The organism is Streptomyces sp. NPDC054841, from assembly GCF_053611045.1.
Genome location: NZ_JBSGZO010000055.1, coordinates 19,538 through 30,046, shown reverse-complemented (window position 1 = coordinate 30,046; position 10,509 = coordinate 19,538). Strand labels below are relative to the sequence as shown.

The following is a 10,509-nucleotide window of genomic DNA, read 5'->3' as shown; positions in this document are numbered from 1 at the left end:
GTTTGGAGGGGCCGGGCTTTTTGCTTCCAGAGCCGTAATCGCCGTTGTGCACTACGGCAGTCGGGAGGACCGGCCCGGCGTGAGGCGCTGTCGCCGGGCGGCCGGTCTTCGGCGTCCCCGAGGGGTTTGCCACCCTGTGACGGCACGATGCAGGATGCGGCAATGCACCCCAGCCCTGGCGTCCTTGTCGCCATCGCTCTCGTCGTCGCCGTGACGGTCGCGCTGTCGGTCCGTTCACGTCGCAAGCGCACGGCCGCCCTCGCGGCTCAGTGGCAGGCATTCCAGCGGCACCGGAGTTCCGGGCAAGGGCAACTTCTCCAGGTCACGCGGGTCTATCAGCACGGACGCCGTGGCTCGAAGGCCGTCGTGACCTGGTGCGACACCGGTCGGCAACAGGATGCCTGGTTCTGGAACTGGCACGTTCCCGCAGGCGCGTGTCTACTCGTCAATGCTTCCAGCGGCTATGGGCCTCACAGTCACAGCCCGAACGTGCTCTACGTACAGCCCGGACAGGTTCGAGCCTGAGTGTCAGGCCAAGCTGCTCGTGCCGCTCAGCGGGTCGGCCAGTAACGCGCTGCTGCCCCCGACCACCGTGGTCGGGGGTAGCGGCATGGCGGGCGGGCAGGTCAGCTCGTCGCCGTGGCCTTGGCGAGGGCCTTGCCGAGGTGGCGGTCGACGAGGGCCGGGGAGCCGGAAACGATCAGCAGCAGGCTGCCGTCGCGGATCGCGGTCTGCTTGACCACGGTGTTCCGTCCCCCTGTGGAGAACGTCAAGAGCTGGCTCCACTGCTCGTCACCGAGGCCGCGGGGTGCGGGCAGCTTTTGCGAGGCCATGTCGATCGGGGTGCCGCCCGCTACGACCTGATAGGTCGGGCAGCCGGTCATGGCGTCGAAGATCCGGTCGATGCCGCCGGACAGTTTCTCCACGTTGTCGCTGTACAGCTCCTCGGAGACCTCCGAGGAGCTGCCGCCATAGGTGAAGGACGCCTTCGCCTTGTGCGGGAAGGTGAGGGTGCCGCCGATCGCCGCGTCGCCGCCCAGCTCGCTCAGGGCCGGGCAGCCGATGACGGTGACGTCGTCGTTCTGGGTGGGGCGCTCGGGCTTGCGCAGGTAGCCGCTGCCGAGGTCGCTCTGGTCGAGCAGGCGGGTCTCCAGCGATGCCGACGCGAGCGGAACAGCCTGCTGGGCTGCGTCGGCCGGCTTCCCAGTTCGGGCGGAGGGAGCGGTGTCGGGCTTGGTGCCGGCGGCGTTGGTGGAGCAGGCGGGCACGGCGAGGAGGGCGGCGGTGATGCCGAGGGCGGTGGTGGCGACGCGAACGCGCATGACGGAACTGACCCCTTGGTGCTAGGCGACGGGTGGTCAGTGCGGGCCCGCGGGCCCGGTGGGGTCGTAGGAGTGGGGGTCAGTGCCCGAGGTGGCGCAGGCAGTCCTCGAACGTGGCGTGCGTCGCGTCTGCCGGCCCGAAGTTCCGGTTGAACCAGGCGGTGTCGAGTCTGGTCTCCTGCTGCTGGTGGCCGACCCGGCAGCGCAGCCAGATCTGGTCGCGCGTGGAGAGGATGAGCCAGTCCCGATACGCGCCGCACTCGGCGCAGGCGACCATCTCACCATCGAGGACGAGCGGCTGCTTCCACGGCATCATCTTGCCGTCGACCTGGTCGTGGCTGGGCACCCGCAGCTCCGGCGGAAGGAAGTCGTCCACCACGGTGGTCGGCTCGGTGCGCTCCGGCTCGACCGGTGGCACCCCGAACCCGGGCGGGACCTGATTCTGCAGCCGCGCATGCAGCTCGGCGAACTGGCGCTGCGCCTCGCTGGGCTCCTTGGCCCGGCGGCGTATTCGGTGAAACACCCTGGCGTCCTCCTTTGCCTCGTCCTGCTCGCTTCATGATCGTGCACTACGCCTCTGGCGGTTTCAATTCACAAAGTCCACAGTCACCTTCGGGCAGGTCATCGGGCAGTTGCTCGCCTCCCGAGGCCGGAGGATGACGAGTTGGCCACGGCGCGTGTCTCCGAGCGGAAGAGTGACGTTGCCACGGTGTGCCCGAACACATCTCGTCCTTTCCCGCCGCCCAACTGCGCGGCGCCTACTGCCTCGACTCGCCGCACCTGCGCCATTCCCTTCCCTCCTGCGCGTGCTCCGGCGCCCGCACCCCACAGCGCGGGCCTGCACTCCGTCGAGGGCCGGTGTGGCGTATGGCCATGCTGTGGGTCGCGTGCGGGGCGGTGGCGGTGTCCCTGGTCTCGGTGGTGCGCTGATACCGCCCCGGCACTCGGCAGGGCTCACCGGGTCTTGCTCGATGTCTCCTCTCCGCTGCGGCGACGTCCGGGTGCGGAGGGCCTGGTCGTCGTCCTGCGTGTTGCGGACTGGACCCCAGCGGTGCTGGTCTCGGGCAGGCTTGAGGCGTCGGCGGGCAGATCGGCTGTCCGCCGCATCCGCCACACCAGTACATCGCTCACCGAGTCCGCGGTGTCGAGTTCGCGACGCTCTACCGCGTCGGACAGAAGAGCGGCCGGATCGTGGCCAGCGGCTTCGGCTTCCGCGATGGTTGCGGCCAGTGCGTACCAGCCGGGCTCGGCGAGGATCTGCTCGGCGAGTTGGGGCAGCGTTTCGCGCAGCAGCACGGTCTGGCGCTGGAGCACCGGCCGGCTCAGACGTCGGCCTCGCTGGTAGAGCACGCCGAGCGGCTGGGCGGCGGCGGCCTGGTAGGCGGTGCGCAGGTGCTCGGCGGCCTGGGCGGCGGCTTCGGTCTGCTGGGCGTGGCCCTTTCTCGCGTGCCAGTGGGCAGCGGCGGTGATGAGGAAGAACAGCATGTCGATCGCCATCGCGGTGGTGGCACCGTCCTCACCACGACCGAGGGCGGGCCCGCCGTGGACGAGGTCGCGGGCGGCCTGCCGCAGCGCGCGGTCGTGCCCGCGTACGGCGCGTACGTGGGAGCGGGAGGCCCGCTCGAACGCTGTTGCGGCGTCTCGCAGTTCGCGGCGGGTGTGCGCGGCGGAGGTCTTCGCGAGCGCGTCCAGGACCTCGCCGGCGGCGGCGATGTGGGCGGCGGCGACCGCGTCGTCGCCGTGCTCGACGATGAGCACGGCCTGCCACGCGGCCGATGCCGTCCTGCGGCGGGCGGAGGCCGGAGTGCCGGGCCCCGTACGGACCGTGTCCTCCTGCCGTGGAGTCGGATCGGGCCCGGTGTCGCCGGACCAGCGCTCCCGGATGCGGGGCAGCGACAGGTCGGGGGCCAGGCGCGCGCCGGGGTAGAACACCGGCTCGCCGTCCTTGTTCAGGTCGTCGGGCAGAGCGACCTTGTATCCGAGGAGGTCTCCGGAGGGCGCGGCGCGCTTACGGATCAGGAGGCCGGCGGCGGCGAGCCGGTCGAAGAACTCCTCGTCACTCCTCGCACCGGACACCGCGCGCCGTACCGTCTCGCGCAGCTCCTCGCGGGCGGTGCGCTCGCGACCCTGGCGTTCGGCCTTGTGCCGTTCGGCACTGGTGGGCCGCTGTGCGGCGGTGCCGTCGCCGGGGGCGACCTGCCGGAGCCCGAGTTCCTTCTCGATGAGACGGGCTTCGGCTTGCGCCCGTTTACCGGATCGGTGGTGGTCGGGGCGTCGGCCGTCTTCGCGCACGAGGGTGGCAACGATGTGGATGTGGTCGTCAGCGTGCCGCACGGCGGCCCAGCGGCAGCCCGCGCCGTCGCGCGGGTCGATCCCTGTGGCGGCGACGATGCGACGCGCGATGTCCGCCCACTGGTCGTCGGTCAGGATCGGGTCGTCGGGCGCAGCACGCACCGAGCAGTGCCACACGTGCTTGTCGGGGCGTTGATCCGCGGCAAGGAGATGGAGGGGCTGGTCGAGCAGCTGCCCGAGATCCTTCTTGGTAGCTGTCGCATCGCGTCCGGGGTCAGGCGATATGCCGTCGAAGGAGGCGACGAGATGTGGATCGACGTGTTCCTCGTGGGTTCCCTTGCCGTAGAGGTAGTACAGCAGGCCCAGGGTGTGGCTGCCCTGCTTGTGGATCTGTGGAATCAAGGCGCCTCGTCTGCCTGCCGGTTGGCTACCTTGTCGGCAGCCATCCTCACCGCGTCGGCCGCTCGGTGGACGTCGGCCATCACTTGGGTCAGCTGGGGAACGTCACCGCCGGAGTTGAGGATCTTGGCGGCTTGATTGAGGTTGCTGCCGGCCCAGCCGAGCTGCCGCCTCATCGCGAACAGTTCGGTGAGCACGTCGCGTTCGGTGGCGATGGCGACGGCGGTACGGGACTGGTCGCGGGCCATGGCTAGCCCGGCGTAGGCGAGGAACCCCGCCACGCTCATACCGGCGGCGTCTGCTCCGGCCTGGATGAGAGCGAGTTCGGACGGGTTGAGGCGGACGCTGTGCGCGCGACGCTGCTTCTTGTCGCGCGGACGTGCTCGCCCCTTCGGCCGCCCCTTGTGGGCAGCTTTTGGCTGCGATCCGCCCTCGGTCGCAGTCTTCCCGACTGGCGCCCCCTGGTGCCAGTCGGGCCCCGCCACCCCAGGGGCGGGGACGGGTTCGGACACTGCCCCCTCGGGGGAGTGTCCGAACCTCCATCTTGCTCGCCCCGAGACCGAGTTGGAGTCGGGATCAGGTTCCGGGGTGTTGCCGTTCTGAGTGGGGTTCGTCATCGGGATTCGGACCTCGTGGAGCGGGTGTGGTGCTGGATCGTCGCGGCCAGCGCGAGGACGTCGGCCGGTCCCGTGAGGACGCGGACGGGCTCGTAGGGGTGGTCCTGGACGAGCCACTGGCCGGTCGGCGTGAGGACAGCGGCGTGCAGAAGTCGCCGACGGACCAGGACGTCCGCCCAGGCGCTGGCCTCGGCGGCGGTGGGCTCGGATGAACGAGGGGGACGCGGAATCACGGCGTACCTCCTTAAGCGGGACGGTGACCCGGCACGGAGCCGGGCCACCTGTTGCGGATAGGGGCGTTGAGCTGGGGTTTTGTCGGTTCAGCCGCACTCGGGGCAGCGCCCGACGTGGCTGTTGAGCGCCCGGGCCATCCGCTGCTTCGTCGAGGCAGCCTGCTTTGCGCTGGACTTCGCCGCCGGCCTGCCTTCGTGCCGCTTGGAGTGGGCGAGCATGAAGCCGATCTCCCGCTCGTACTCCGCGCGGACGGTGTCGAACTGGTGGCAGGTCTTCATCGGGCGGTGCTCCTTGTCTTGGTGGTGTCGTCGCTCCGCAGTTCCTGGAGGACGAGGCTCAGCCGGTCGTTCCGGCCGCCCTTCAGGCCCTCGCGGCGGAGGATCTCCCGCAGCTGGACTCGGGTGACGGACTCGTTGCCGTCCCGCTCGAGCAGGGCGGGGACGTGGGGGCGGACCTGCTGGACGAGCTGGTCCACCGACTGCTCCGGCTCGCGTGGCGGGCGCTGTGTCTGCGGGGTGCGGGACCGGCCGTGCTTCCCCTTGTTCTTCGTCCTGGTCTTCGTGGTCGTCTTCCGCCGGAGGGGGACCTCGTGTCCCCGGTCCCCGGTGGGTTCGGTCCCCGTGTTGGTGTCGGTCGGTCCCCGGTCCCCGGTGGGTTCGGTCCCCGACTCGGTGTCGATCGGTCCCCGATGCGAATCAGGGCCCTGAGCAGGTACTCCTCGCGCAGGAAGGTCGGTCCCCACGCTTCCGGCGTCCCCCGCCGAGGCTTCCGAATCGGCGGGACCGATCCCCGGGACCGCGTCCCTTTCTGGGGCCTCGGTCCCCACGCCGGCCCCTGCGTCGTCGCCTTCGGTCCCCGCGCTTGACGACTCCGTCGAGTCTGCGATTTCGGGGACCGGTCCCCTCGGGTTGCACGGTCCCCGGTCCCCGCCCGACTCGTCGGGACCGGCTACGGGGACCGGCGCTTTCGAGGGCGGCTGCGAGGGGACTGCGGTTGCCGTGGCGGTGCTGTGCACCGGGGACCAGGGAGAGGGCAGCGGGACCGTAGCGAGCGCGAGGGCGTGCCGGCGGGCGGCGAGCTGGTCGAGCAGCTGCGCGCGCTGGCGGGCGTCGGTCCCGACCGAGGCCCTGCCGACCGCCTTCGACAGGCGCCGGGTGAGCCGACGGCCGCTCCGACTCCGCTGCTGCTCGGGTGTGCGCTCGGCGAGACGGGCGGCCAGGGCGACCGCGCGGGTGGTGGCTCGGTCCCGGGTGATCTGCGCGGCGTCGCGGTCTCGCGCGGAGATGCCGAGGCGGGACAGCAGCCGCTCGCGCACTTCCCTGCCCAGGACGGCGATCAGTCCGTGGGAGGCGGCGCCCGGGGTCCGCAGGCGCAGCTCGATTCCCATGGCGAGGTGCCACAGCATCGCTGCCATGACCGGCCCGACGAAGGCCCGGACCGTGCCGCCGACAGGGCCGCTCTCGGCGTAGGCGGGGATCACCTGCACGCCGGTGATCACCCAGACCAGCGTGCCCGGCAGGCCGGGGGCGCCCTGGGTGGCCAGGTTCTGCCGTGCCATCAGCGCGGTCGCGAAGAGCGCCAGTTCGGCCGCGGCGAACATGCCGGCTCGCTCTGCGGTGCCGGCCATGTCGAGGTAGTCGGCGGCGAAGCGCCAGCTCGTGTCGGCGCTGTAGGCGGTGCAGCCGAGTGCGGCAAGGGCGGCGACCTTGACCGCCGGGCCGCCGAGACGCTTCTGCGGGCGGGTTCCTCGGCGCCGGAACGCCCAGGCGGTCAGCACCAGCACGAGGGCGGCGGGCACGCCGGCGAGGAGGAGAGGGAGATCCGGAGCGGCGCTCAGGGCCAGGACGGGGTGGGTCATGCGGCCTTTCCGAGAGGGGCGGGCGCCGGAGTCGACGCTGCCGGGCGGGCTACCGGCTGCTGTGTGCCGGGTGCGGCGGGCGCGGGGCCCCCTGCTGCCGGAGTGGTCTTCGTCCGCTTCTTCTTGGGCCTCGGCACGCAGTAGGTGCGGTCGCGGTCGAACACCTTGTTGGCCGCCTGCCGGAGCAGGTCACGGGCGTGCTTGTGGCTGATCTGCAGGGCAGCGGCGAGCCGGTCGGGCCGCCAGCCGCGTACGTAGGCGTGGTCGATGACAACCTGCCGCTCGGCCTCGGTCAGGTGCACGTCGCGTCCCTGGAAGAAGGCCGTCACGCGCCGGTAGTCGAGGCGCTGGGGCAGTCCGTCGTGCAGGGGGCGCCGCTCGGCTTCGGTGAGGCCGCCCCAGATGCCCTCCTTGAGGACGTTCTCCAGGGCGAAGTCGAGGCAGTCGCGGCGTACCGGGCACCAGCCGCACAGTTCCTTCGCCTCGGCGATGTCCTCGTGGTCCCGGGGCCCGGGGAAGAAGACGGCGTCGGCGTCCTCGACGTCCATGCCGTGGCACGCTCCGCGGGTGTGCCAGCTGGTGTCTCCGATGCCGCGCAGGCCGGTGGCCGGCGCGTCGTGGGTGGTGATGTGGCGCAAGGGGGTCTCCGATGTGCTGCCGCGTCGGCCGGCTGGGGCGGTGCTGGGCGGATGCGGCGTCGGGTGCCGGCTGCGGCGCGAGGGCGTGCGCCGCAGCCGGGGCGGGACGGTGGTGTTGGGTGGCGGTGCACCGGACGGGGTGCACGTGCCGGATGCGCCGGTCAGGCCATGGCGGGCTGCTGGACCTGCTCGCTCGGCTGGGCTTGCTGGGCCTGCTGGGCGGCGGCGAGGTCGAGGCGGCCGGGGTGCGGGGTGGCGCGCGGGGCGGTCCCGCGTGCTCCGCCGTCGGGGCCGATCCGGCGGCGACGACACGGCTCGCCGGGCTGGGCCAGGCACCACTCGCACCGGACGCTCAGAGCGTCGGGCAGCCCCTGCGCGACGGCGGCCTCACGAGCTGCTCGCGCTGGCCGGTAGGGCGCGAGGGCGGAACGGGCGGCGGGCGGTATGCAGGAGCCGATCTCCCGCAGCCGGGACGCCAGCTTCGGGTCGATTCCGTCGCGACCGGTGGTGATCGCCCGGGCCTGTGCGGGCTGCGCGGTGCCGGCGGCGACGGCGCGTCGGGTGCCGACCAGCTCGGCGGTCCAGGCGGCCTGGTCGTCCGGGTCGACGGACGGCGTGGGGTCGGAGTGCCGGGCCAGGCGGTCGCGCCGGTAGCTCTCCCAGGGACGGGCGACGTCCGCGGGCAGGATCTGGTACGGCGAGGTGCGGATGTGCTGGCGGGCGGCGACGCGGGCGTCCCAGCCGTGCGGGGTAGCCATTGGCACGTCGCCGAGCAGCTCGTGCCACTGGGCGAGCTGGTCGCGGGCCTCGCCCTGGTCGGTGCGGATGGTGCGGGGGTCGAGCCGGCCGATGTAAGCCAGCAGGGCGGCGATTTCGCGGCGGTCCACGGTCAGCCCTCTGTTCCGGTCGGCTCGTCGAGGGCGGCGAGGAGAGCGGCGGTGTGGGCCTCGGCCCGGGTCATGCCGCCGGGTGCAGCCGGACCCTTGCCGGGTACGGCGTAGAGGTTCGGGCGACTGGGGGCGTGCTCTCGGGCGACCCAGGAGCGCCAGTCGGCAGCCCAGGCATCCGCCGGCCTCGGCTTGAAGTCGGCGCGGTGGGCACGCCACTTCGCGTCGGCCGCCTGCAGACCCTCCTCGCCGAGGCGATTGATGTGTCCCTGCTGGCGGGTCCAGGCGTGGGTGGCTGGGTCGACCTGCCACTCGGCAGCCGAGGTGACAGCCGCAACACCACTGCTGTACCTCCGGTTCAAATCAGGTTCACTACGGTTCTGTGTGCCGGTTTCCGGTACATCGCTGTGCCGGTTTCCGGTACGTCGAGGTGCCGGTTTCCGTCGGGACCTGCCGGTTTCCGGTACTGCCGGTTTCCGGACCCTCGCGGGGGAATCCGGCACCTCACGCGGACGGATTCCGAATCGACGCAGAGCTGAGAGCCGGAGTTTCAGAGGGACAGCGGGCTCGTCTGACGCTGCCGTGTCGCTGTCCCCCTCCTCGCCCTGCTGCTGCGCTCGCAGAGCCTGCGCGACCGCTACGGCGGCGAGAGGCAGGCGGTAGACCGTGCTGCGCTGAGGGCCGAGGAGGTCGTCGAGCTGCTCCAGCTCACCGGCGTCGACCAGGCGGTCGATGGCCTCGCGCACCGTGGACACGGAAGCGCGCGTGCGCTTGGCCAGGCTGGACAGCGAGGCCCAGGAGACGCACTGCTCGTCGGCCACCCGGTCGGCAATCGAGAGCAGGACCAGGCGCGCCGCTCCCCGGCTGGAGCTGTGCTCCCACACCCACTCGCGGGCTTCGCTGCTCATCGGCCGCTCCCGATGAGCGGGCGGTGCCGGCGGTTCGCTGGGGCCGGGATGGTGTGGTCCGGCTCGGGGCGCTGAAGCGCCGAGACGGAGGTTGCTGCCGCGCAGGCCAGGCGGAAGGGCCTTTCGCGCAGGGCAGGAGACATGCGATACTCCCCTTTGCAGTGTTGCCACGCTGGTGCGCCCCTGGAAGGACTCAGCGTGGTGATGGTGGGCAATCTCCGCCCTTGCCGGGGCGGACGTGCCGCTTAGCGTTCGGCGTCCGGGAGTTACCGCTCTCGGGCGCCGTCGCTGTTTTACGGGACCTACTCGGTCCGGTCCGTGCTCGCGGGCTCCTTACGTCCGTCGTCGCAGGCGGGCTGCCCGGGGACGACGAACATACGCACGGACCCGTGTCAAGATCCAGACTTGGTTCTTAAACTCTGTACTGGTTGCAGAGAGTCACCGCATGATCTGCCGCCGGAGCCGCCTGTGGGGCTAGGCGCGGGCCGCCCTCCGGCGTCGAGGAGCACCGTTGCCGCGGTTGCCCCGACTGCCGAGATCGTGTCAATGTATCCGAATTGGAACGAGTGTCTGATGTCCTCCGCGGCGGAAATGCGATGTGGATGAGGTGTTTCCACTGTCGCCTCCGCGCTTTCTGGTCGAGGATCAAAGTTTTGCGGGCCAGACGTGACGTATGTCGCTGGGTGAATGTGGCTTGCGCCACGTCGTCCGGCGTGCTCCTGCCGGTAGAAACGGACAGGCCGACCTGAAACGGGCGGTGCGTGCCACACGGAAACGTGCTGGTGAGGAAGAACTTTCCATATGGGGGATCAACCCGTCAACTGGTGTTTATGGCGGGGTAGGGTGGTTGAAGTTGCTACGAAGTCCACCCAGGAAAGGATCATGAAAGAGTCCACCGAAGGTCAGGTGAACCCCAAGGGGCTCATGGACCGCCTAAACCGCCTGTTCGACACGGTGCACCCACCCGATCGCGGCCCCTTCAGCAACGCCGAAGTGGCCGAACTGATGGAGAAACGGGGCCTGGGCAAGCTGTCGGCCCAGTACCTGTGGCTCCTGCGGACGGGGCAGCGAGATAACCCGACGAAGCGTCATCTCGAAGCGCTCGCAGGGTTTTTCGGCGTGGATCCCGCCTATTGGTTCGACGATGCCGTCGCCGAAAAGACCGTGCAGGAGCTTGAGTTGCTCGCGCTGCTTCGCGACGCGAAGATCAAAAACGTTCTTCTTCGCCTATCCGACGTCTCTGCGGACGGAAAAGACGCCGTCCTGGGGATTGTCGAGAGCGTACGAAAATCCGAGGGGCTGCCGCCCTCAACTGGCGTGTAAAACGGGCTTAGTTCAGTAAGTGATCAAGGAA

Annotated in this window: 13 protein-coding genes; 3 read left to right on the top strand and 10 right to left on the bottom strand. The window is 70.7% G+C overall.

Annotated features, from left to right (window positions below; genetic code table 11):
* The first annotated feature begins 162 nt into the window (after nucleotides 1–162).
* Entirely contained in the window at nucleotides 163–525 is a 363-nt protein-coding gene (locus ACWGI8_RS11120) for a hypothetical protein (RefSeq protein ID WP_453659874.1), read from the top strand.
* A gap of 101 nt (nucleotides 526–626) precedes the next feature.
* On the opposite strand, the gene ACWGI8_RS11115 is transcribed toward ACWGI8_RS11120, so the two are convergent.
* Nucleotides 627–1,322, bottom strand: coding sequence for a hypothetical protein (locus ACWGI8_RS11115; RefSeq protein WP_453659872.1), 696 nt, complete (start codon nucleotides 1,320–1,322; stop codon nucleotides 627–629).
* A 79-nt stretch (nucleotides 1,323–1,401) separates the two neighbouring features.
* On the bottom strand, nucleotides 1,402–1,845 hold the full coding sequence (locus ACWGI8_RS11110; protein ID WP_406108423.1) for a hypothetical protein: 444 nt from the start codon (nucleotides 1,843–1,845) through the stop codon (nucleotides 1,402–1,404).
* A 188-nt stretch (nucleotides 1,846–2,033) separates the two neighbouring features.
* On the opposite strand from ACWGI8_RS11110, the gene ACWGI8_RS11105 reads away from it, so the two are divergent.
* Nucleotides 2,034–2,252 (top strand): hypothetical protein, encoded by a 219-nt coding sequence (locus tag ACWGI8_RS11105; protein ID WP_453659870.1) that lies wholly within the window; start codon nucleotides 2,034–2,036, stop codon nucleotides 2,250–2,252.
* Nucleotides 2,253–2,276: 24 nt separating this feature from the next.
* On the opposite strand, the gene ACWGI8_RS11100 is transcribed toward ACWGI8_RS11105, so the two are convergent.
* The 8 genes from ACWGI8_RS11100 to ACWGI8_RS11065 form a co-directional block, all read right to left on the bottom strand.
* A complete protein-coding gene (locus tag ACWGI8_RS11100) occupies nucleotides 2,277–4,016 on the bottom strand; it encodes a relaxase/mobilization nuclease domain-containing protein (protein WP_453659869.1) in 1,740 nt (579 codons plus the stop codon).
* Nucleotides 4,013–4,630: a plasmid mobilization protein gene (locus tag ACWGI8_RS11095; RefSeq protein WP_453659867.1), complete on the bottom strand. Its 618-nt coding sequence runs from the start codon at nucleotides 4,628–4,630 to the stop codon at nucleotides 4,013–4,015. Before ACWGI8_RS11095 ends, ACWGI8_RS11100 begins: the two co-directional genes overlap by 4 nt.
* A complete protein-coding gene (locus ACWGI8_RS11090) occupies nucleotides 4,627–4,863 on the bottom strand; it encodes a hypothetical protein (RefSeq protein WP_453659865.1) in 237 nt (78 codons plus the stop codon). Before ACWGI8_RS11090 ends, ACWGI8_RS11095 begins: the two co-directional genes overlap by 4 nt.
* An 87-nt stretch (nucleotides 4,864–4,950) precedes the next feature.
* On the bottom strand, nucleotides 4,951–5,142 hold the full coding sequence (locus ACWGI8_RS11085; protein ID WP_055493674.1) for a hypothetical protein: 192 nt from the start codon (nucleotides 5,140–5,142) through the stop codon (nucleotides 4,951–4,953).
* Nucleotides 5,139–6,722, bottom strand: a complete 1,584-nt coding sequence (locus ACWGI8_RS11080) for a hypothetical protein (RefSeq protein WP_453659864.1) — start codon at nucleotides 6,720–6,722, stop codon at nucleotides 5,139–5,141. Before ACWGI8_RS11080 ends, ACWGI8_RS11085 begins: the two co-directional genes overlap by 4 nt.
* Nucleotides 6,719–7,360 (bottom strand): WhiB family transcriptional regulator, encoded by a 642-nt coding sequence (locus ACWGI8_RS11075; RefSeq protein WP_453659863.1) that lies wholly within the window; start codon nucleotides 7,358–7,360, stop codon nucleotides 6,719–6,721. The genes ACWGI8_RS11080 and ACWGI8_RS11075 overlap by 4 nt, the downstream gene beginning before the upstream one ends.
* 161 nt (nucleotides 7,361–7,521) lie before the next feature.
* A complete protein-coding gene (locus ACWGI8_RS11070) occupies nucleotides 7,522–8,247 on the bottom strand; it encodes a zinc finger domain-containing protein (RefSeq protein WP_453659861.1) in 726 nt (241 codons plus the stop codon).
* Nucleotides 8,248–8,249: 2 nt separating this feature from the next.
* On the bottom strand, nucleotides 8,250–9,155 hold the full coding sequence (locus tag ACWGI8_RS11065; protein ID WP_453659860.1) for a helix-turn-helix domain-containing protein: 906 nt from the start codon (nucleotides 9,153–9,155) through the stop codon (nucleotides 8,250–8,252).
* An 882-nt stretch (nucleotides 9,156–10,037) separates the two neighbouring features.
* Between ACWGI8_RS11065 and ACWGI8_RS11060 the strand changes: the two genes are divergently transcribed.
* Nucleotides 10,038–10,478 carry a helix-turn-helix domain-containing protein gene (locus ACWGI8_RS11060; RefSeq protein WP_451175521.1) on the top strand — a complete coding sequence of 147 codons (441 nt, stop codon included), beginning with the start codon at nucleotides 10,038–10,040 and terminating at the stop codon, nucleotides 10,476–10,478.
* Nucleotides 10,479–10,509 lie beyond the last annotated feature (31 nt).

Coding starts and splice junctions, on each gene's coding strand:
- ACWGI8_RS11065 (WP_453659860.1), bottom strand. CDS start 9,155: ATGAGCAGCGAAGCCCGCGAGTGGGTGTGGGAGCACAGCTCCAGCCGG.
- ACWGI8_RS11120 (WP_453659874.1), top strand. CDS start 163: ATGCACCCCAGCCCTGGCGTCCTTGTCGCCATCGCTCTCGTCGTCGCC.
- ACWGI8_RS11115 (WP_453659872.1), bottom strand. CDS start 1,322: ATGCGCGTTCGCGTCGCCACCACCGCCCTCGGCATCACCGCCGCCCTC.
- ACWGI8_RS11095 (WP_453659867.1), bottom strand. CDS start 4,630: ATGACGAACCCCACTCAGAACGGCAACACCCCGGAACCTGATCCCGAC.
- ACWGI8_RS11085 (WP_055493674.1), bottom strand. CDS start 5,142: ATGAAGACCTGCCACCAGTTCGACACCGTCCGCGCGGAGTACGAGCGG.
- ACWGI8_RS11080 (WP_453659864.1), bottom strand. CDS start 6,722: ATGACCCACCCCGTCCTGGCCCTGAGCGCCGCTCCGGATCTCCCTCTC.
- ACWGI8_RS11060 (WP_451175521.1), top strand. CDS start 10,038: ATGAAAGAGTCCACCGAAGGTCAGGTGAACCCCAAGGGGCTCATGGAC.